The sequence below is a fragment of the Peribacillus sp. P4_B1 genome, from assembly GCF_056402395.1.
On sequence record NZ_JBFUHM010000022.1, the window covers coordinates 24,669 to 45,188 of the forward strand.

The following is a 20,520-nucleotide window of genomic DNA, read 5'->3' on the forward strand; positions in this document are numbered from 1 at the left end:
GTTAAATGGTTAAAAACGTATTGACAAAGTATGGATTACCTGTCAGAATACAAAATAAATTCCAAATCTTTCGATACTTGTAACTATATATCAGCGTTTTCTTATTTTGAGCAGGTGGAGGGACTAGCCCTATGAAGCCCAGCAACCGACCGTAATTCCATTGTAAAATGGGGCGGAATTCTTCGCCGGATTTTCATGAAATCCACAAGGCACGGTGCTAATTCTTGCAGCCAATGGCTGGGAGATAAGAAGATGGCTTTTTAAAGCCTCTTCTTATATGAAGGGGCTTTTGCCATTTAGAGCAATGCCAGGTTAATGACTTCGAGAGTTTACTAACGTGTAATAGGAGTGATCAGATGAGCGAGATAGTCGCTACTTATTTAATTCATGACTTTAATGGAAATCATGAGAAAAAAGCAGAGAGCATTGCCTTAGGTTTAACTGTGGGGACATGGACGGACCTGCCCCAATTGGTCCAGAAGCAACTGGAAAAGCATAAGGGACGTGTAGTATCCGTAACGCCACTATCTGAAGAAGAGAGGGCAAACGGCTACTTTAATCGTAAAGTGTACCGTTCGCTAATTAAAATTGCCTATCCGGCTGGGAATTTCTCTAATGATTTACCTGCAATCCTTACGACGGTCTTCGGCAAACTTTCATTGGACGGTGAAATAAAACTGATCGACCTGGATTTTGTCGGTGCTATTCAAAAAGCGTTCCCGGGACCGCAATTTGGCATTACAGGCATAAGGGAAAAGATTGAGGTATTTAACAGGCCCCTGGTGATGAGCATCTTTAAAGGTGTATTGGGAAGGGATCTAACCTTCCATAATGAGCAACTGAAGCAACAAGCGTTAGGAGGTGTCGACCTAGTTAAAGATGATGAGATTCTCTTTGACCAGGAACAGACTCCATTTTTCGATAGAATAAAAACGGGAAAAAGAATTTTGAATGAAGTCTTTGAAACCACTGGCCACCGAACTTTATATGCTGTCAATCTATCAGGGAAAACATTTGATTTATTGGATAAGGCGAAGCAAGCGGCTGAAGCAGGGGCAGATGCTTTATTGTTCAACGTTCATACATATGGTTTGGATGTATTGCAAGCCTTGAGTGAACATGATCATATCAAACTACCGATCATGGCGCACCCCGCATATAGCGGGGCATTGGCATCTTCATCATTTTATGGGATCGGCTATCCATTATTGCTTGGTAAATTAGTGAGGTTATCAGGAGCGGATTTATCCTTGTTCCCATCACCTTATGGAAATGTCGCACTTGAAAAAAAGGAAACATTAGCGATTGCTGAAGCTCTTACAAAAGATGAATTTTCATGGAAAAAGGCCTTCCCTGTACCTTCTGCAGGCATTCATCCAGGCATGGTTCCCAACCTGATCAAGGATTTTGGGCTGGACAGTGTCATTAATGCCGGAGGTGGAATTCACGGACACCCTGACGGAGCAGAGGGCGGTGCCAAGGCATTCCGTTCTGCTGTTGAAGCCGTACTCGCAGGAAAGGACCTATCAGAAGCGGCGGCTGAGGAAGAAGGACTAAAAAAAGCACTTGTTTTATGGGGAGGCTTGTAAGAAATAATGAAACCGATCATCTTTTGCGATTTCGATGGAACGATCACCAACACAGATAATATCATTTCTATCATGAAAAAATTTGCGCCTCCGGAGTGGGAAAAGTTGAAAGACGATGTCCTTCAGCAAAAAATCAGTATATCTTCAGGGGTCGGTGATATGTTTTCCTTGCTTGATAGTGGCTTGAAGGATGACATCATTCAATATGTAAGAAAGACGGCAGGCATTCGTCCAGGGTTTTATGAATTCGTTGAGTATACGAAAAAAGCCAATATCCCTTTATATATTGTAAGCGGGGGCATGGATTTTTTCATTGCACCTCTTTTAAATGATATCTTGCCAGCAGATTCCGTTTATTGCAACCATGCATTTTTTGATAAGGATAAGATTTATATTGAGTGGCCACATGCTTGTGATGAGCAATGTAATAAGGATTGCGGTTGCTGTAAGCCATCCATTATGAGGAAAATTACGGGTCCGGAAGATTTTAAACTCGTTATTGGAGATTCAGTAACGGATTTTGAAGCGGCAAAACAGGCCGATTTTGTCATAGCCCGTGACATGCTGCTTGAGAATTGTGATAGAGAAGGGATTCCTCATCAAGGTTTTGAGACGTTTTATGATGTAATTGCTATTTTAAAGCGGCGGGAGGAGGTAAAGGCGTGAACACACATACTGAAGAATGGCTGGAGCTAGCCGATATTAAAGCTGAACTGGCCCAAAGGGATTGGTTTATGGGAACAAGCGGGAACTTGTCCATCCGCGAGCCCAAAAGTCCTTTCTTTTATATTTCGGCAAGCGGTAAGGATAAAAGGAAGCAATCGGATTCGGACTTTTTATTGGTGGATTTAAAAGGAAAACCAGTTGAAGAAACGGAGCTAAGGCCATCGGCCGAAACTTTGCTTCATACCGTTATTTACGGGAAAACCAATGCGAACTGTGTACTCCATGTCCATACAGTTGAAAATAATGTGATATCCGAATTGTACGGAGATGAAGGTCAGGTTTCTTTTCATAATCATGAAATCATAAAAGCGACCGGACGGTGGGATGAAGATTCAGAGCTTCGGATTCCAATCATATATAATCACGCTGACATTCAACAGTTATCCGATAAGTTCAAGCAACATGTCGAAGAAGACTCTGGCGCCGTGCTGATCCGCAATCATGGAATTACGGTTTGGGGTATAAGCGGACTCGAAGCAAAAAGAATACTTGAAGCTTGCGAATTTTTATTTCAATATCAACTGTTGCTTAATCAACAAAAGGCGTTTGCAGGTTCTTTAAGATAAAAAATCCTAGAGGAGGATGAATGATGGCGATGATTAGGTTCCATGAAACAAACGAGGTTATTGAAAACGGTGAACAGGTAAAAGGCTTTTTAGAAACACAAGGGGTTATTTATGAACAATGGGACATTTCGAAATTACCGGCCCATCTTGTGGAAAAATACGATCTGACAGATGCTGACAAAGAGGAAATCCTTTTAACTTTCAAATCTGAGATAGCGGAAATTTCCGAAAGAAGAGGCTATAAAGCTCAAGATATCATCACATTATCCGATGCAAATCCAAACTTGGATCAAATGCTTGAAAACTTTAAGCAGGAACACCACCATGAAGATGATGAAGTGCGTTTCATAGCAGGCGGAACCAGTATTTTTGCCATTGAGGGCAGCGATAAGCAGTGGTTTGATGTACGGCTTAATCCAGGAGATCTTATTAGTGTACCAGAATCCACACGGCATTATTTCACGCTGGCAGAAGATAGAAAAACTGTAGCTGTCCGTATTTTCGTTACAGCGGCAGGATGGGTGCCGATTTACGAAAAAGACGAAGTTCAAGCATGAATCATTGTCGAAAAACCAGCTTACGGGCTGGTTTTTTATGTGGTTCGGGCAAGTGCTTTTAAAAGGTAAGTATGATAAAATTTAACGGAATCGAATTTTACAGGATCATGGGAGCAGATACAAATGAAAACAACCGAAGTTTACATATTAGGAGGATTTCTCGGCAGCGGGAAAACGACGCTTCTACGAAATATATTAAAACAGGAAAGTGAAGCAAATAGGAAAGTGGCCGTCCTTTTGAATGAGCTCGGCAGTGTATCGGTGGACAGCGGCCTGATTGGTGATGAAGTGCCATTGAAGGAGTTGTTTGACGGCTGCATTTGCTGCACCATTCAGGATAAGCTGGAGGTTCAGCTTCATGAATTGCTAACTGAAAACAACCTGGACGCCGTTTATATTGAAACGACGGGCGCAGCCCATCCAGTTGAAGTATTGGATGGCATCATGTCGCCGCTTTTCGCCAAAAGACTGGATTATAAAGGGATTATAACGGTCGTCGATTTACTACGGTGGCGCGATCGGGAAGAACTGTCTCCACAGCTTCGGCAGTTGCTTGCTGAGCAAATCCACCATGCGGATTTCATATTATTGAATAAAGTGGACCTTGTAAGTGAGATGGAGGCCGCACAGCTGATATATTCGATACAGGCGCTTAACACCGATGCTGTTTGTTTATTGACGGAGTATGCGGCCATTTCCTTGATATCGTTGCAGCAGATGCAAAGAAAACGGCAAAATGGCCATCAAAAGCTTGATGTACACGACCATTTGCATTTAACTGCAGTGGTCCACACATTTGAGGGTGCCGTGGCACAAACTGACTTTGAAGATTGGCTTAGGGGCCTTCCGGAAACGGTCTATCGAATGAAAGGATACATTTCCTTTACACATTCACAGCTCCCCCATTTATTCCAATACTCATACGGAATGCCGATGTATATGAATGAAATGATGAAAATGCCATTGAATATCGTCATTATCGGTGAAAAGTTGGATAGGGAAATTATCATCGGCCAGTTGAAGGCTTTGGAAGCGAAAGCGGCCCAATAAACGTCTGCCGCCCATTAAAAAGAAACATAAAAGGAGACTTTCTTATCAAGGAGGCGGTAATATTGCCATGGAATAAGAATGATTATCCGAATTCGATGAAAAATCTAGATGAAGATTTAGGGAAAAGGCCATTGAAATCGAGAATGCATTATTGGATGATGGATATGGGGATGGAAAAGTCATTCCAATTGCCATAGACCGCAGCTAAAATGTCGGTGGGAAAAGATTGAAAAAATGGTCAGACCATAAATGGGTCTGACCATTTTCATTGTTGCAATCCAAAGGCGGCAAATGTCTTTTCGTCTTCAATTAATCCGCAAGCAGCACATTGCACCCGAATTTCTGGACCATTATATGCTAGATGGAAAGGCTGAAGCGAATCGTTCGAATATTGTTCAACGATTTCACCGGATTGCGGATCCTTTTTAATGGGGGTTGATACTTGCTTAATGAGATTGAAGCGAGATTTATTTGTCCGGCAATTCGGACAGCGGTATACTTGAGACAATTTACTCACTCCTTTTTTTGAATTTTTTATTGCGTAATCGTAATATTAAGGTAGTCTTTACAAACTTGATTAAAAATATGTATAAATTAGTGATGGATGGAAGGGATAATATGAAAGATAATGTCAGGCAAGAAGCAGTACTGGAGGCTTATTTAAGTTTATGGAATAATCGTAAGGTGCCGGATGGAGGTGGAAGGGAAGTATTATCGGAACTCATTCGCCGCGAGCTTTTAGATGAAAATGCACACCCCCGTGCCCGGAAACCAGTACTGGAAAAGTTTTACCTCTGTATTAAACGCGTGATGGGTTCTGCGCTTTCAGAAGAAATGAAAAACGCGATCGTCATATCCTATGTCACTGAATTGGAAAGGTTATGATTCCGGTTGTGATACGGATGCTAGTTTAGAGAATATTCTTTTCCGCTTCATACTTTTTTCACAAATCATTGTTAAAATTTTAAAAAAATAGATATTTAATGAATAAGGAGCTTAAAATATGAAGTGGGGCATTGGGCTTTTTCTTGCCATCTTACTGCTTACTGGGTGTAATGGCAGTAATACATTTACAAAAATAAATAAAAGTAAATCTTTCTTGGCGACAGTCAATATCAAGGATACCTCCCTGACTTTCATAGATGAAAACTATCATCCATTTGCCAAATGGGATATTTCAGAACCATTTACCGGAGCCCTGCTCCTGGCAGACAAAGATACTATCCTGCTTTATGGAAAGGATATGGAGAAAGTCCAAGTTTACTCTTTATCAGAAGGAAAACTGATAAACAGTTGGGAAATTGGGAAAGGGATCGTCAATATGCAGTTATTACATGATGGAAAAAGCATCGTGGCAGTCAATCAATCGAATCACTCCATTTATTTTTTAAATGATGAAGGTGAGGAACAGGATGTAGTCAGTGTCGGTAAAAGCCCTTTGACCGTTCTTCAGGGTGTGCAAGCGAATCGCTTGTATGTAATTAATTTTGGAGATACCAAATGTTCAGTGATAAATCTTGAAACGAAAAAGGTTGAATTCGAATTTCCCATACATAGTTCCAGCACTGGCTCATTGCTGAGGGAAGAAAAGGATGAAATATGGATCGGAGGACACGGTCATGGAGATCAAGTGGAAGAAGATCTATATATTTATTCGGCAAAAACGGGAGAGTTGAAGAAAAAGTTGAAGGCTCCCACCATGCCGATAAAGTTCCTGGAGAATGCTGAAGGCATTTTTGTCCTTAGTCATGGCACAAGCTCCTTATATAAATTGAATGATCAATATGAGGAAGTGAAAAGCAAGGTGGTCGGCGTCAACCCTTTTGAAATGGMGAACTTTAACGAAGATGTGGTCGTAGCTGGATATGATAGTGATGAAGTGTATGTAGTGGATGCTGGAACAGTCGATGTTAAAAAAACGATCAAAGTCGGCGAAGGTCCATTCCAATTGATGTTGAGGGAGTAGTTGACATGCATGTTTACACCATTTTAGTCGTGGATGATGAAGAGGATATGCGGAATCTAGTTGAAATGTATTTGCTGAACTCAGGTTATCGATGCCTTCAAGCTGCGAATGGAAAAGAAGCCATTAGTATGGTTGAAACACATGAAGTGGATTTAATCCTACTGGATATCATGATGCCAGGTATGGATGGTTTCTCGGTATGTGAAAAGATTCGTGATAATTGGGAGATCCCTGTAATATTTGTCAGTGCGAAAGGTGAAGAGTGGGATATGGTGAAAGGGCTGAAGCTCGGCGGGGACGATTATATCGTCAAACCGTTCAATCCAGGAGAATTGGTCGCTAGGGTGGAAGCGGTATTGCGAAGGACAGGCAAACTATCATTGAAAGAAGAGGATCTAAACCAAGTGCGATTCGGTAAAATTAGCTTAAACTTACAATCCAGAACGGTTTTGGTGGAAGGGACCCCTATCAATTTAACCTTGAAAGAATTCGAGTTGCTCTTATTCCTCATGCGTCATAAAAGTCAGGCACTTAGCCGTGAACAACTGCTTGAAAATGTATGGAGCGGGGAGTATGGGGGCTCTTTACGTACCGTGGATACCCATATCAAAACGTTACGAATGAAATTAAGCGCGGCCGATTACATTCAAACCGTCTGGGGAATCGGGTATAAGATAGAGGAAAAGAAATGATTAATAAATGGAGGTCCCTCTCTTTTAAATTATGGCTTACCATCATCACGGCCATCATCCTGTCCGTGCTGTTCGCTTACTCCCTTTCCCAATATTATTATAAAAATCTTTATGTGGAGAAGCTTAAAACAGATTTAGTCAATGAAGCGTCATTGCTTAGTGAGGATTATACCRGCGGTGAAATCAGTGAAGACTTCAAGCAAAAAGTTGAATGGTTTAACAGTAAGAATGACAGCGAGGTCTTTGTCGTCAGCAATCCCAGGGAATTGAGTGCCTGTCTCCCTTTTGAAATCAATTATGACACCCTCATTTCTGAAGAAGAACGGCAAATGCTTTTAGACGGGAAAGCCGTTGAAAAAGAGGGGTACGAGAAAAGGTTTGAAAAGAACATCGTAGCGGCCATCATACCCCTGATTGACGGAAATCGCCTCGAAGGCATCATCTATACGTATATTCCAGTGGATTCTATTACGGTCTTGCTTAAGGAATTTGCTGCAAAGTGGATGGCAGCGGTTCTTTTATTCTTGATTGTCGCGATTTTTTTTACTACGAAATGGCTGAAAAAGCTAATCAGTCCAATCAAGGACATCGAGACTGCTGCCCATCGAGTCTCAGAGGGCAATTATGACATACAGGTTCAGGTAAGGAGTCATGATGAAATAGGTAAACTGGCAAAAGCCTTTAATGATATGGCTAACTCCATCCATTTGGAAGAAGAAAGAAAAAAAGAGTTTCTTGAAAATGTTGCACATGAGCTTAGAACCCCGCTTAGTTACGTAAGGGGATACACGCAGGCCATTTTGGATGGTGTAGTGAAAAATGATGAAGAGGAGCGTAAATACCTTCAACTCATTTCAAGGGAAGCTCTTAGGCTGCAGCGGCTTGTAGGAGATTTGATGGATTTATCAAAAATGGATAGTGATCCATTCATGTTATTTAAAACCCCGATTGCCTTTGCTCAATTTATTGAAGATGTTCTAGTGATTTATGAACCTATAATAAAAGAAAAGCAATTGGACTTGAAAATCGATCTGGATCCGGACCCGATTATTATTGGGGATGAAGGCAGGATGGAACAAATCTTACATAACATTTTTGATAATGCCATTCAGTATACGGAGCCTGGAGGATCAATCAATATTACCTTGATTCAGTATAAAGAAAATTGCGAACTGGTGGTTACTGACACGGGTAATGGGATTCCTGAAGCGGATCTACCATATGTAATGAATCGCTTTTACCGGGTGAACAAAGCACGCAGCCGTTTTGATGGCGGGTCAGGGCTTGGGCTGTCCATCGTCAAAAAATTGGTGGAATTGCAAAATGGCAATATCGAAATAGAAAGTAAAGAAAAAATAGGAACAAAAGTCAGGGTAGTGCTACCTATAATAGGAGAAGAATTGAATTCATAAAAAGGGGATACGTTCAAAAATGAAAAGAATCATGTTATTTTGCATGGCGTTAATTTTATTGGCTGGATGCGGCAAGGAAGAGGAAATTCCGAAAATGTTGAATGTCGATTTAGCTGTCAATCCAATTCATGCCAAAGTGGATGAGCCTGTGAAGTTTCAGGCAAAAGTGACCTATGGGGATGAAGAAGTGACAGATGCGGATGATGTCAGCTTTGAAATTTGGCTTGCAAATAGCAAAGACCATGAAAAGATTCCTGCAAAACATAAAGAAAACGGCATTTATGAATTGGAAAAGACTTTTGAAGAAGAAGGAACCTATTATGTATATGCCCACGTAACAGCAAGGGATATGCACAACATGCCAAAGGAGAAATTCGTCATAGGCAAACCAAGCCCTCCGGAACAAAATGGTGGAAAAAAGGATATGGACGAGATGAAAGATGATGAAATGAAATGATGAATGCAAAATCCAAACCAAAACAATTCGGTGGAATCCGGATTGTTTTTTTATTTGTAAAATCCTCATGGGGGGATAGGGGTGAATGATGAAGTCTAATGTCGAATTTAAAACGAAAAAAATGTAACATAAAAGTAATGAAAGTCATAATAAGTAGCTTGGAAACGATATGTCAACGAAAAGTTATTAGTATTCCATGGAAATGGTTCTATGTAACTACCATTGACAAGGAATGGCTAGAAAAATATGGGTATTTATACTACTTACAGAAACATAGATAGTTAAAGCATTTTTGCAAGACTTCTCTGAAACTTGAATAATAATATTCTCTCATTCGCCTCCTGTGAATTTGATGGAAATTGATGGTGCATATATTACGAAAAATGCATGATATGATAATTCCAGAAGCAAAACACAACACAAAATGAACATCACAGGAGGAAATACGAATGAAAAAGAAAATGTTTATGTCAGCAGCAGCAGCTGCAGCTATTATATTCACAGGAGTAGGAGTTAACCAAGCAGAAGCAGCCAACTGTGATACTGTAAAACAAGTAACTTATCAAACTATGAATAAAGAGGATATGCAAAATGTCCTTGACCAATACTTAACTAAATACAATTTCACATTACCTGCAGCGCAGGCTCAACAAACACCAGTTCAAACACCGGTTCAAGAAGTTGGAACAACGAACCAAGCAAAACCTGAAGCAAAACCTGAAGCAAAACCTGAAGCAAAACCTGAAGCACCAGAAGTAACACCTGATAAATCTACTGATAAAAAAGCAGAGACAAGCTCTGAATTAAGTGCTTATGAACAAGAAGTTGTTAAATTAACGAATGCAGAACGTGAAAAACAAGGTTTGGCAGCACTTAAAATCGACACTAAGTTGAGCAAAGTTGCCCGTATCAAGTCTCAAGACATGAAAGATAAAAATTACTTTGATCACAATAGCCCAACTTACGGCTCACCATTCGATATGATGAAACAATTCGGAATCAGCTATACATCAGCTGGCGAAAACATCGCACAAGGTCAACAAACACCTGAAGAAGTGGTACAAGCTTGGATGAATAGCGAAGGACACCGTGAAAACATCATGAATCCTAGCTTTACTCATATTGGAGTAGGTTACGTAGCATCTGGTAACTACTGGACTCAACAATTCATCGGAAAATAATAGATTAATAGAAGAGTGCATCCCATTAACATGGGGTGTGCTTTTTTTGTGCGCAATTGATCAATTACTTCTAATGGAATGGCATGGTTTGTGCCATTGATTGGTTTTTGTAATATGCCGAAATCTAATTGTATGGACTGGTGGTTGTTGACAACAAGAGAAAGAAGGAACCGCACCATAAATTTAGTGTGGTCCCTTGAAGCCAAATCAAATCTCGGATACATCGATTTCTGAATACTGGGTATTGAAACTTTTTTGAAGGCGTATTTCCAATGTTGATTCTTTATATTGGGCGGATGCCCCTTTTTTCTTAACAAGAGCGGGAAGTGTTATGACATGCCGATCTGACTCCTCTGGAATCCCCTCGATGATGGATTGGTTAGAGGTATGGTAAAGTTTCATTTTCTTTAGCCAAGATTCATCTTCTATGGGAATTCTTACAAAGACATTTAAATGGGTTTCAAAAACATCTGCATGTAAAGGATGTTCAGATTTGGCATGTTCTTTTTGTGCCCCGCCTTCACTATGGTTCATCATACCTTGCATATTGTCAGGGATGACCTGTGAAAATACCTTTTCAATGAACGATTGTACATCACTTTGCTGCATATTTTTCATGAAGTCCTTTTGGTTCATGTTATTTTTTAAAGAAAAAAGTGAATTCCAGGGAAACATATTGAATTCCTCTCTCCTGCTAATTGGCTGACAGGTTTATTTCTTATATTTTATGCAGGCTAAAGCCTATAGGTTCGTTTTTATAATTACTAAATTATAGAAAATGGGTCAAACTTATGTATAATTAAGTAAAATCCATTAGATAAAGAGGGTAATCCTGTGGATGAAAAAGTAGCTTTTATTACTGGTGGAGCAACGGGAATCGGCAAAAGGATGGCAATTTCACTTGCGGATAATGGTATGTCCATTATCATTACTTATCGAAAAAGTAACAAGGCAGCCTTAGCATTAGTGGATGAATTGCAGGAAAAGTACAATGTAAAGGCACTTGCGATTCAAGGTGATTCGTCGAGTGAGAAAGATTGCCGAAATATTTTGCAGTTGGTCTTGGAGGCTTTTGGCCATGTTGATATCTTCATTCATAACGCAGGGCCTTATATGCATGATCGCAAGCCCATGACTGAATATGGCAGTGATGAATGGAAGTACATCATGGATGGAAATTTAAATGGTTTTTTCTATTTTGCCAAGGAGCTTATTCCGCAAATGCGCAGTAGAAGATGGGGCAGAGTCATCACTTTAGGGTTTGAGAGGTGTGAAACTGCACCAGGCTGGATATATCGGTCTGCTTTTGCCGCTGCAAAGAGCGGGTTGACCTCCTTAACTAGAACTTTGGCTGCCGAAGAAGCTAAACATGGGATCACCGTGAATATGGTCTGTCCTGGAGATATCATAGGTGATTGGAAAGAAGAGGAAATTAGGGTCGCAAGAGGAGAAAAGGATGATACGGTTCCAGTCGGAAGACCAGGTACAGGGGAGGATATAGCGAGGGTCATCACGTTCCTATGTGATGAAAAATCAGATTTCATTACCGGTAGCGTCATACCGGTAACAGGAGCTAAGGATGTTCTTGGGAAATTATATAAAGCCTAGTGGTTTAGGGTAAAAAGGTGGGGCCGGTGTAATCCAGCCCCACTCTTTTTTATGCCATTTTTTTATACTTTACTTGCTGTATGAACCTTAAACGAGCAGCCAACCCTATCGCTCCGAGGGCCAAGCCGGAAATTAAGCCGATCCAATACCCAAAGGCTCCCATATCCGTATACTGTGCAAAGAAATAGCCAATGGGAAGCCCAAGAATCCAATATGAGACAAGGGACATCGCAAACGTGACATTTACATCTTTATATCCACGCAATATACCCTGTATAGGTGCCTGCAGGGCATCTGATATCTGAAAGAAGATGGCATAGATTAAAAAATGTGATGTCAGCATCATTACCTCATGATCTTTAGTGTAAACAGATGCGACAGGTTCGCGGAAGAGGAATAGGATGGTCGACAAAACGAGCGACATCGTCAATGCCATCGAGATGCCAATCCAGCTGTACTCTTTGGCATCTTTATAACGGGATGCCCCAATTTCGAATCCAATGACGATCGTCAATGCCATGGATATACTTAGCGGTATCATATAAAGCAATGACGCAAAATTCATGGCAATCTGATGCGAAGCAATTGTCACGGTATCATACTTACTCATCAAAAGGGTAACGGCCGAAAAAATGCTAGTTTCAAAAAAGATGGCCAGACCGATAGGCACCCCAATCAATAATAGGGCACGCCATTCTTTCCAGGAAACCCGGAAAAATTCATTGAAAACCTTATATGTCGAAAATGGGTTGATTTTCACCACTACAATGATGGCAACCAGTGCAATTAACCAATAAGTAATGGCAGTAGCGTATCCGGAACCGACTCCTCCAAGTTCCGGGAATCCAAACTTCCCGTATATTAACAGGTAATTAAATATGACGTTAATCGGGAGTGCACACAAGGTAATGATCATGGAGATCCTCGTCTGCCCGAGTGCATCTATGAATGACCTCAACGCATTATAAACGAATAAAGGAATGATCCCGATAGAAAGGGCGATCAAATAATCATGCGCCACCCGGTGGACATTACTTTCAAGATCCATGGCAGTCAATATGGGATTCAATGAAAACGCCCCAATGATTAAAATGACCAAGGCTAAAGCGACAGCTAAATACAGGGCCTGCATCACAGAATAGGAAACGGATTTGGACTGCCTGGAACCAACGAGCTGTGAAACCACCGGCGTTAAGGCAATCAATATCCCACTTAGCCCCGTGTACACAGGTGTCCAAAGGGAACTGCCGATCGAGACGCCGGCAACGTCCTGCGTACTGTATTGCCCTGACATCATTACATCAAAAAAAGTCATGGCATATAGGCCGATTTGAGTTATCAGGATAGGTATCAATATATAAAATAACATACGGATCTTTTGCGATTTAGTATAAGTCTGGTTCATCAAAGTACCTCAATATAAATATTTGAAATTTTCAACACAATGAAAGAATTATATCACAGAAGCGCGTGATGTTTTAAGCTTTTATTTGAAGTTGAAAAAGACTTGCCGTTTTAGGGCAAGTCTTTTTGTCAGTCGCGCATTGATTCAAAATCATTCATGGCTTCTATATTTGAATCTTTTTGAAGAATGAAAGCCTGGGAAGGGATGGCAATTTGCACATCTTCCTGCTCCAATATCTCCATTATTTTAAAGTTCACATCTTCTTTAATTGATAAATATCCTCCAAAGTCAGTCGCATTCGTGAAGAAATAGAGGTAAAGGTTGAAGCCGGAATGACTAAACTCATCAAACTTAACAAGAATCGTTTCCGGATGTACTTCTGAATGATCAATCAGCATTTTTTCTATGCCTCTAATGACATTTTCCAATTTTTCTTTTGGCGTTGTAACATTCACATCCAAATGGAAGGCAATCTGTCTTTTACCCATCTTTGACCAGTTAATAATCGGTTCATTCGAAAGGGTCGCATTTGGAACCGTAACTAAAGCTTGGGCGAAAGTCCGAACTTTGGTGCTTCGGAATGTGATGTCTTCAATGGTTCCCTCCACACTTGGAGTTTTGATCCAATCCCCTATTGTAAAAGGTTTTTCGGTGACGATGACGATACCCCCGAAAAAATTGCTGACGGTATCTTTAGCAGCAAGAGCGAAAGCCAATCCACCCAAACCAAGCCCTGCAACAAATCCATCGACATTAAAACCCCATTCCTCCGCAATAATGGAGGCACCAAAAGCAATGATGATTAACTTTATGATTTTCGTAAAGAACGGCATGACGATTAGATCGACTTCAAGTCCAAATTTACTTACTAATTTCGGAAATAAAATAGTTAAAATCGAACTGATATTGAAAATCGTCCAAAAGAATAAGAAGACAAAAAATGATCTGTATATTTTCAATCTTAATTCAGTCGAAGGCGAGTCAAGCGGGAAATAGTGCATCGAAATAATAACACCAATCAAAACGATAAGCAATYTTACCGGCTGTTCGATAGCGAGCATTAAGTTGGCCGCAAATTCAACTTTACGTTTTTCTGCCATTCGAAGAAAGAATTTGAATATATATTTAGTAAATACTTTCCGAAGCAAAAGGAAGATTAGAAAAATACCTATGGAAATTCCTAATTGGGTCCAGGCTTCGATTCCATCAAATTGATGGAGAGATTCAGAAACTTCTTGCAATGTATTACTCCTCCAATGTATCTTGTAGTATTGTAGAATACTAAGATTATAATATATTCATGTTAAAAAAGGAAAAAATAATCGATAATTACATTCATCATGGTAATTTAAGGTTCACTTACTGCTTTTTCAAGTTATTAATGGCATGGATATATGGTAATATGGATGCAAAGTGATTTTTTAAGTTTGGAAGGTGGAAATATTGACTAAGAAAATAGTATTTACCGGAGGCGGTTCTGCCGGTCATGTATCTGTTAATGCAGCAATCATCCCGGAATTTTTAGAGCATGATTGGGATGTTACTTATATTGGTTCAAAAAAAGGCATTGAAAAAAATATCATCGAAAAGGAATTTCCCGAGGTCCGTTATGAAACGATTTCAGTAGGGAAATTCCGACGTTATCTTTCTGTTGAAAATATGAAAGACCCTTTCCGGGTCATAAAAGGGATTTTTGATGCACGAAAAATCCTAAAAAAGACCAAGCCGGATTTCATTTTCTCTAAAGGTGGATTCGTATCCGTTCCGGTCGTTTTGGCAGGCAGAATGCTGAGAATTCCGATTGCAATCCATGAATCGGATTATACACCTGGACTGGCCAATAAAATTGCCATGCCACTTGCATCGAAGATTTTCACTACCTTCCAGGAAACGGAAAAAGGTCTTCCGAAGGAGAAGGCCATGTATCTAGGAGCTGTATTGCGCGATGGGATTTTTACGGGAAATCCTTCCGCTGGAAAGGCATTTTGTGGATTCACGAATAACAAACCGGTTTTACTCGTTATGGGCGGCAGCCTAGGAGCTGTAAAAATCAATAACTTGATTACAGATAACCTTGATGCCCTACTAAAGGAATACCAAATTATTCACATTTGTGGTAAGGGAAATGTGAAAAACGAATTGAAACAAAGGGGATATGCTCCCTTTGAATTCGTACATGAAGAATTATTCGATCTATTGGCTGCTGCTGATGTCGTCGTATCAAGGGCAGGTTCAAATTCAATATTTGAATTCCTAGGTTTACAAAAGCCTATGTTGCTTATCCCTCTAAGTGCCAATGCATCCCGTGGAGATCAAATCTTAAATGCTTCAAGCTTTGAAAAACAGGGATTTTGTAAAGTCATTCAAGAAGAGGATCTAAATGAGGGGATCTTTCATGCTACATTAGCGGATTTAGTGAATCAATCGGAAGGTTATCAGGAGAAAATGCGACAAAAACGCCCATTCAAAACGGCAGCGGAAATGTATGAATTATTACTTGAAGTAATGACCGCAAAAAAATAAGTATCAATCCCCTCATTGAAGCATATCTTTTTCGAACAGAGGAGGGGGTAGAATGGCTTATGAATATTCTAAAGGATGGTTCATTCAGCAATTAAAAGCCGCAGGGATTAACTATCATCCAATCGAGAAAAAAAAGCTGGAGCTGTATAAATCATATATTCTAAGACGTTTATATGACGACCTGCAAAAGGATAAATCATAAAAGAACCGCAACGTCATTGACGTTGCGGTTCTTTTATAGGAAATGACTTATAAACGGAAAGAAACATGAAATGAGGATACCTGCAATAGCCATTGCCGCACCTGCGACTGCCCCGGTAAACTCACTTTCCTGAGCGGCTTGAGCCGTTCCAAGGCCATGAGCGATCGTACCATATGCGATACCACGCGCAAAGGGCATCGTTATGTTTAATTTATCCATCATTTTTGGAGCGATCATCGTACCCAGCACCCCAGTCAAAATGACGAAGGCTGCTGAAATATTAGAATTACCACCATAAAGTTCCGTGATTTCTACTGCGATTGGCACTGTAATTGATTTAACCGCCAATCCTTGGAGTATGAACTGCGGAAGTGAAAATGCTTTAGCAATGGCTAAGGCAATGATCAATGTGACCATAAGACCAAAAATCATGCCGCTGATTGCCGGCATTGCATATTTAACGATTATCTTCCTGTTTTTATAAAGTGGTACGGCCAAAGCAACGGTAGCTGGCCCCAAGAAATAGGTGATGATGTCTTTTCCCGGTGAATAATCTTCGAAGTTTAAACCGCTGATCAGCAGTATGAGAATGATTGTAACCGTACTGAAAAATACGGGCGTAGTAAAAGGTGATGGATGTTTAGCATATATTTTCCTTCCTATGTAATAGGAAAGGATGGTTATCAAGATGCTATATGTTGTGATGAGCGCTGTCATGCCGCTTAACCTCTCCTCTATTGGATAACTTTTGAACAGCCCAAGCCGAAACGATGAATCCAAATATCAGGCTGACTCCCAATGTAAGTGCCAATGGCAAACCGTATTCAATGAAAAGCCATCCCATGGTCATTAAACTGATTGAAATTGGAATGAAGAAAAAGGCTAGGTGCTTTACCAAAAATCCTGAAGTAAGATCGATCCACTCAACTTTTATAACCTTCATCTGTAATAAACTGAATAACAGAATCATGCCGATGACGTTGCCTGGAATAGGTAAATGAAGTAAAGTGGCTAAATAATAGCCGAGCTTGCAAATGATGAGCAGCATGATAAGCTGCACGATAAAAGCAAATGTTTTTTTCATGATTAGGTCCTTTCAATGACTCTTTGAATATATTTTTGAATGGGTCAATTGTATTCATTATAAAAAAATATCCCTGAAATGAATAGGGAATTGTAGTAATCTTTCCTAAACATCCTGTGAAAATGGAAAAAAGAGCTTTCCAATATTGGAAGCTCCTGACCATTATATGAAAAGATAAACAAAGCCATCTTAAAATGCTTTTCGTTTTATGCTTCAAGTAACTGCTGTTCGTCATCATCATGCTGTCTAAGGATATGAAAGGTGTATAAATCTTTCGGGATTTCATACAAATCGAAGATATCTCCTTCATGATTGATCTGATCATAAAGGGACTTTCTTGTTTCGTTGGCATTAACAGCATATGGAAGCTTTTCCGCGGCTTTAATCGAGCGAATATTTTTTTTGCGAATACGCATGAATACCGTTTCCAAACCGAGCTCGAAAAAAAGCTCTTTAAAGAAAGCGTCCTTTGCAATGGCATTATACCCTTTCCCGTGAAAAGGCTTGCCAAGCCATGTGCCTAAGAAACCTGCACCATCTTCAATATCGTATAAAGAAATACAACCGATGGGATTTTCCCATTCATCCAAGATTGTTCGTGAAATGAGTTCCCCAGAATCTTCTGCCTCGATCGTTTGCTTAGTAATGAAAACATATTCTTCATATGAATCTACTTTATGGCGCACGAAAGGGAAGACATCTGGATGCGTCATTTGTTCATAAAGAGAAAAACAATCTGTGAAATCTCTCTTTTTTAACATTTCCGTCCCTCCGTTTGAGGGCAGTTCTTATGCGTAGTCGCTGCCCACCCTCGAAATTTTTTAAGTCGTTCATCAAAAAATTTCGGGGTGGGAATCGAACCCACTAGAACCGGAAACCGGTGGCGCACCATTTGCCTTCCCTATTTTTATTGTCAGAAATTATACAAATCAAAAGACCCTTACGAAGGTATAATACTAAAAAAAAATCGGTTTGGGAATAGGTTTTTTGCCTTTTTTTTTCGTCAAATTTCAACTTTTTTATGAAGGGTGAAATTTGAAGGCAAACGCTTGCTTTTTTTCATGAAAAACTGATTTCTTCGCCCGATTTTTCAAGGGTAACTTGATGCTTCCTTTAAAACTTCCCTGTGAATTGCATGAATAAAATGATCGCCCCGAGGGCCCATACATAAATGGAGAATATTTTGAGTGAACGCTTTTTTAAGAAATCGATCATCCATACTACAGCAATATAACCAAAGATTGCTGCGGCTAGGGTACCAACGAAAAGCGAAGTGACTGGAAGCCGTTGAACTTCTCCTGTAATTATTGGTTTCATCTGAAATACAATGCCCCCCGTAATGGCTGGAATTGAAAGCAAGAAGGAAAAATAAGCTGCCGTGGCCCTATCAAGCCTGCAGAAGAGCCCTGCGGCTATCGTTAGGCCTGAACGCGAAAGAGCAGGCATGATGGCAGCAGCTTGGAAAGTACCGATGATCAGGGCATCCTTAATGGAAATTTCATTAATTGACTTGCCACCTTTTTTTACACCGTCCGCTACCCATAAAATCAGCCCGGTCACTAAAAATTCCCAGCCAATGGTCACCCCTGTTTTTGAAAGGCCATCAAACCAATCCCCAAGTAAAATGCCGGCAATCACTGCAGGGATCGTCCCTGCAATGAGAAGCAGAGTCATTTTGGAGAAAGGGTTTTTCAAAACTGAAATAATGTCATTCTTGTAGACGACCAATAATGCCAGCAATGTACCGATATGGAGCATGGTATCAAGAAAAATGCCGGCCTCGTCAAGATGGAATATATGCCGTCCTAAATATAAATGTCCAGTACTTGAAATAGGTAAAAACTCAGTCAAGCCTTGAATGATTCCAAGGATGAAGGCTTGAAAATCGTTCAGCAAAAAAACATCACTCCATTCTAGAAGGTATGGGACAATCCATTATTTAATCTGTATGCACAAGACKGATGAACATGTTCGGATTTTTCGTTAAATGTATTGCCAATGGGGTTTCATGAAGAAAAGGCAGTCCATTTTTACTTTTTTCGAATATAATGAAAGGAAAATGAAACTATTTTTCAACTGATTCGTAATTATTAATATGAGAGAGGAGGAGAAGACACTATGCCTACTAAAGATGAGAAAGTGTTTGCTGCCCTTATTTATGTAATCAGCTTTTTTACAGCATTTATCGGTCCTTTAGTGATTTGGTTATTGAAAAAGGACTCGTCGCAATTTGTGGATTATCATGGAAGGGAATACCTGAATTTTTTCATTTCCTACACTGTATATTCAATAGTTGCAGGGATACTTACTATAGTATTGATTGGATTCTTGCTATTGCCGGTTATCGGGATAGCTTTAGTCGTATTCACCATCATTGCTGCTGTAAGGGCTTATGAAGGAACGGATTACAGGTTCCCCTTAATTTTTAGGATTTTATAGAATGATGTAAAAGGATTCCGTATTCGGAGTCCTTTTTTATATGAACCATGTTGGGAATTGACCTTCATTAAAAAGGGAATAGATCATATTAAAGCGAATAAAGTAATATGATAACAACTTCAATGCACTTTAGGAAGTGAAAGACGGGCGGCTTGTAGTACTGCTAATTAATGTTCGCTTAAGGCGGCAAACTTTCTTGTAAGGGGTGAGGAAAAGAGCAGAATATGAATATACGTGAATATTATCAAAAAACGAGCAATTCAAATTTCAATGCCTCTTGGATATCTCTTGTTTTGGCCGTTGTATTTTTCATTTGCCATATTTTTTCGTTGATACCTGGCAATATACTATTGATAACGTTTCCTTTTATTTTATTTAGTATTGTCCAATTTATCAGTCACAGGATATATGAGAGTAGAATTAAGGAATTGCCTGATGAATTCGTCGGCACGAATGCCGGGTTATTAAAAAATGAACATGTTTTATTGACTTTTATGCCAGCACCGACATTGCGGCTGCTTCTCTTTGCACCTGATGGGTCTCTAATGGGCGAGATACGTGATTTGAATATGAAGTGGTTCATGTGGATGATTCCCAATTTCTTGTCGATGCTCCTGGCCAAGCGATATGAACTGGTGGACAATGAGGGGCGCTTGTTAGCCAAGTACCATATCAAAAGAGGGCTTTTCAATAAAATGACGATCATGGATGATCAAGGCGGCCTTATTGGATCGTATCAAGAAAATCGTTCATTCGTGAAGATCAATGGAATGATATATAAGGAAGACGGTACAGAATGGATGCCCATTCAAACGCCGGGGAGTGTGAATTCTTTTGAGATAGTCACAAAAGATGGGGAAAAGATCGTTTCATACCAAGAAGGTTGGATGCCTATGGAATGGGGGAGACGATTCAAGACAAATACCCCCATACTTTCTTTTTCATCCAATGTTGATGAAATCCCTAAAATCATCGTCTTTGGGTTTTGTGCAGCCACTCTAAATCATCGTTCAAATTGACTAGTGTTATCCTTTAGCAAATCCTTTTAATATTTGATATAATT

Annotated in this window: 25 protein-coding genes and 1 riboswitch; of the genes, 17 read left to right on the forward strand and 8 right to left on the reverse strand. The window is 40.0% G+C overall.

Features of this window, described 5'->3' with window-relative positions:
* Window positions 1-98 precede the first annotated feature (98 nt).
* Window positions 99-251: riboswitch (SAM riboswitch) on the forward strand.
* Between the two features lie 105 nt (window positions 252-356).
* The 6 genes from mtnW to AC1DVK_RS14295 all read left to right on the forward strand — a co-directional run bounded on the left by mtnW (window position 357) and on the right by AC1DVK_RS14295 (window position 4,685).
* A complete protein-coding gene (gene mtnW / locus AC1DVK_RS14270; RefSeq protein ID WP_410860943.1) occupies window positions 357-1,589 on the forward strand; it encodes a 2,3-diketo-5-methylthiopentyl-1-phosphate enolase in 1,233 nt (410 codons plus the stop codon).
* Window positions 1,590-1,595: 6 nt separating this feature from the next.
* Complete coding sequence (locus tag AC1DVK_RS14275) at window positions 1,596-2,255, forward strand: 2-hydroxy-3-keto-5-methylthiopentenyl-1-phosphate phosphatase (protein ID WP_477626753.1); 660 nt, start codon at window positions 1,596-1,598, stop codon at window positions 2,253-2,255.
* Window positions 2,252-2,881, forward strand: a complete 630-nt coding sequence (locus AC1DVK_RS14280) for a methylthioribulose 1-phosphate dehydratase (protein ID WP_377381902.1) — start codon at window positions 2,252-2,254, stop codon at window positions 2,879-2,881. The genes AC1DVK_RS14275 and AC1DVK_RS14280 overlap by 4 nt, the downstream gene beginning before the upstream one ends.
* Before the next feature lie 23 nt (window positions 2,882-2,904).
* Entirely contained in the window at window positions 2,905-3,438 is a 534-nt protein-coding gene (locus tag AC1DVK_RS14285) for a cupin domain-containing protein (protein ID WP_061463576.1), read from the forward strand.
* 123 nt (window positions 3,439-3,561) lie between these two features.
* Window positions 3,562-4,488: a CobW family GTP-binding protein gene (locus AC1DVK_RS14290; protein ID WP_284470456.1), complete on the forward strand. Its 927-nt coding sequence runs from the start codon at window positions 3,562-3,564 to the stop codon at window positions 4,486-4,488.
* A gap of 62 nt (window positions 4,489-4,550) precedes the next feature.
* Window positions 4,551-4,685 (forward strand): hypothetical protein, encoded by a 135-nt coding sequence (locus AC1DVK_RS14295; protein WP_284470457.1) that lies wholly within the window; start codon window positions 4,551-4,553, stop codon window positions 4,683-4,685.
* Between the two features lie 68 nt (window positions 4,686-4,753).
* Here the strand turns inward: AC1DVK_RS14295 and AC1DVK_RS14300 are convergent, their stop codons facing one another.
* Window positions 4,754-4,996 carry a hypothetical protein gene (locus AC1DVK_RS14300; RefSeq protein ID WP_061463574.1) on the reverse strand — a complete coding sequence of 81 codons (243 nt, stop codon included), beginning with the start codon at window positions 4,994-4,996 and terminating at the stop codon, window positions 4,754-4,756.
* A gap of 29 nt (window positions 4,997-5,025) precedes the next feature.
* Here AC1DVK_RS14300 and AC1DVK_RS14305 point away from each other — a divergent pair, with 29 nt between their 5' ends.
* From AC1DVK_RS14305 to AC1DVK_RS14330, 6 genes are all read left to right on the forward strand, one after another.
* Window positions 5,026-5,373 (forward strand): hypothetical protein, encoded by a 348-nt coding sequence (locus AC1DVK_RS14305; protein ID WP_477626754.1) that lies wholly within the window; start codon window positions 5,026-5,028, stop codon window positions 5,371-5,373.
* Between the two features lie 118 nt (window positions 5,374-5,491).
* On the forward strand, window positions 5,492-6,454 hold the full coding sequence (locus tag AC1DVK_RS14310) for a YncE family protein (protein WP_477626755.1): 963 nt from the start codon (window positions 5,492-5,494) through the stop codon (window positions 6,452-6,454).
* 5 nt (window positions 6,455-6,459) lie between these two features.
* Window positions 6,460-7,146, forward strand: a complete 687-nt coding sequence (locus tag AC1DVK_RS14315; RefSeq protein ID WP_061463571.1) for a response regulator transcription factor — start codon at window positions 6,460-6,462, stop codon at window positions 7,144-7,146.
* The gene (locus AC1DVK_RS14320) at window positions 7,143-8,558 is read left to right on the forward strand and encodes a sensor histidine kinase (protein WP_477626756.1); all 1,416 of its coding nucleotides are present in this window, start codon (window positions 7,143-7,145) and stop codon (window positions 8,556-8,558) included. The genes AC1DVK_RS14315 and AC1DVK_RS14320 overlap by 4 nt, the downstream gene beginning before the upstream one ends.
* Window positions 8,559-8,577: 19 nt before the next feature.
* Window positions 8,578-9,015: a FixH family protein gene (locus AC1DVK_RS14325; protein WP_477626757.1), complete on the forward strand. Its 438-nt coding sequence runs from the start codon at window positions 8,578-8,580 to the stop codon at window positions 9,013-9,015.
* 449 nt (window positions 9,016-9,464) lie between these two features.
* A complete protein-coding gene (locus AC1DVK_RS14330; RefSeq protein ID WP_430153189.1) occupies window positions 9,465-10,196 on the forward strand; it encodes a CAP domain-containing protein in 732 nt (243 codons plus the stop codon).
* Between the two features lie 207 nt (window positions 10,197-10,403).
* Here AC1DVK_RS14330 and AC1DVK_RS14335 read toward each other — a convergent pair whose 3' ends face one another.
* Complete coding sequence (locus AC1DVK_RS14335) at window positions 10,404-10,832, reverse strand: Hsp20/alpha crystallin family protein (protein WP_477626758.1); 429 nt, start codon at window positions 10,830-10,832, stop codon at window positions 10,404-10,406.
* Between the two features lie 198 nt (window positions 10,833-11,030).
* Here AC1DVK_RS14335 and AC1DVK_RS14340 point away from each other — a divergent pair, with 198 nt between their 5' ends.
* Entirely contained in the window at window positions 11,031-11,804 is a 774-nt protein-coding gene (locus AC1DVK_RS14340) for an SDR family oxidoreductase (RefSeq protein ID WP_289337444.1), read from the forward strand.
* Window positions 11,805-11,853: 49 nt separating this feature from the next.
* Here the strand turns inward: AC1DVK_RS14340 and AC1DVK_RS14345 are convergent, their stop codons facing one another.
* Both AC1DVK_RS14345 and AC1DVK_RS14350 read right to left on the reverse strand, forming a co-directional pair.
* Complete coding sequence (locus tag AC1DVK_RS14345; protein ID WP_410860929.1) at window positions 11,854-13,209, reverse strand: MATE family efflux transporter; 1,356 nt, start codon at window positions 13,207-13,209, stop codon at window positions 11,854-11,856.
* Between the two features lie 128 nt (window positions 13,210-13,337).
* Window positions 13,338-14,309 (reverse strand): mechanosensitive ion channel family protein, encoded by a 972-nt coding sequence (locus AC1DVK_RS14350; protein ID WP_477626759.1) that lies wholly within the window; start codon window positions 14,307-14,309, stop codon window positions 13,338-13,340.
* Window positions 14,310-14,643: 334 nt separating this feature from the next.
* Here AC1DVK_RS14350 and AC1DVK_RS14355 point away from each other — a divergent pair, with 334 nt between their 5' ends.
* Both AC1DVK_RS14355 and AC1DVK_RS14360 read left to right on the forward strand, forming a co-directional pair.
* On the forward strand, window positions 14,644-15,732 hold the full coding sequence (locus tag AC1DVK_RS14355) for an undecaprenyldiphospho-muramoylpentapeptide beta-N-acetylglucosaminyltransferase (protein ID WP_477626760.1): 1,089 nt from the start codon (window positions 14,644-14,646) through the stop codon (window positions 15,730-15,732).
* Window positions 15,733-15,784: 52 nt separating this feature from the next.
* Window positions 15,785-15,934 carry a DUF2639 domain-containing protein gene (locus tag AC1DVK_RS14360; RefSeq protein ID WP_089364016.1) on the forward strand — a complete coding sequence of 50 codons (150 nt, stop codon included), beginning with the start codon at window positions 15,785-15,787 and terminating at the stop codon, window positions 15,932-15,934.
* A 33-nt stretch (window positions 15,935-15,967) separates the two neighbouring features.
* On the opposite strand, the gene AC1DVK_RS14365 is transcribed toward AC1DVK_RS14360, so the two are convergent.
* From AC1DVK_RS14365 to AC1DVK_RS14380, 4 genes are all read right to left on the reverse strand, one after another.
* On the reverse strand, window positions 15,968-16,651 hold the full coding sequence (locus AC1DVK_RS14365) for an LrgB family protein (protein ID WP_089364015.1): 684 nt from the start codon (window positions 16,649-16,651) through the stop codon (window positions 15,968-15,970).
* A complete protein-coding gene (locus AC1DVK_RS14370; RefSeq protein ID WP_477626761.1) occupies window positions 16,626-17,018 on the reverse strand; it encodes a CidA/LrgA family protein in 393 nt (130 codons plus the stop codon). Before AC1DVK_RS14370 ends, AC1DVK_RS14365 begins: the two co-directional genes overlap by 26 nt.
* Before the next feature lie 206 nt (window positions 17,019-17,224).
* Window positions 17,225-17,779 carry a GNAT family N-acetyltransferase gene (locus AC1DVK_RS14375; protein WP_061463563.1) on the reverse strand — a complete coding sequence of 185 codons (555 nt, stop codon included), beginning with the start codon at window positions 17,777-17,779 and terminating at the stop codon, window positions 17,225-17,227.
* Between the two features lie 352 nt (window positions 17,780-18,131).
* Complete coding sequence (locus AC1DVK_RS14380; protein ID WP_410860972.1) at window positions 18,132-18,911, reverse strand: undecaprenyl-diphosphate phosphatase; 780 nt, start codon at window positions 18,909-18,911, stop codon at window positions 18,132-18,134.
* Between the two features lie 225 nt (window positions 18,912-19,136).
* Here AC1DVK_RS14380 and AC1DVK_RS14385 point away from each other — a divergent pair, with 225 nt between their 5' ends.
* A complete protein-coding gene (locus tag AC1DVK_RS14385) occupies window positions 19,137-19,457 on the forward strand; it encodes a DUF4870 domain-containing protein (RefSeq protein WP_061463562.1) in 321 nt (106 codons plus the stop codon).
* A gap of 224 nt (window positions 19,458-19,681) precedes the next feature.
* The gene (locus AC1DVK_RS14390) at window positions 19,682-20,476 is read left to right on the forward strand and encodes a hypothetical protein (protein ID WP_477626762.1); all 795 of its coding nucleotides are present in this window, start codon (window positions 19,682-19,684) and stop codon (window positions 20,474-20,476) included.
* Window positions 20,477-20,520 lie beyond the last annotated feature (44 nt).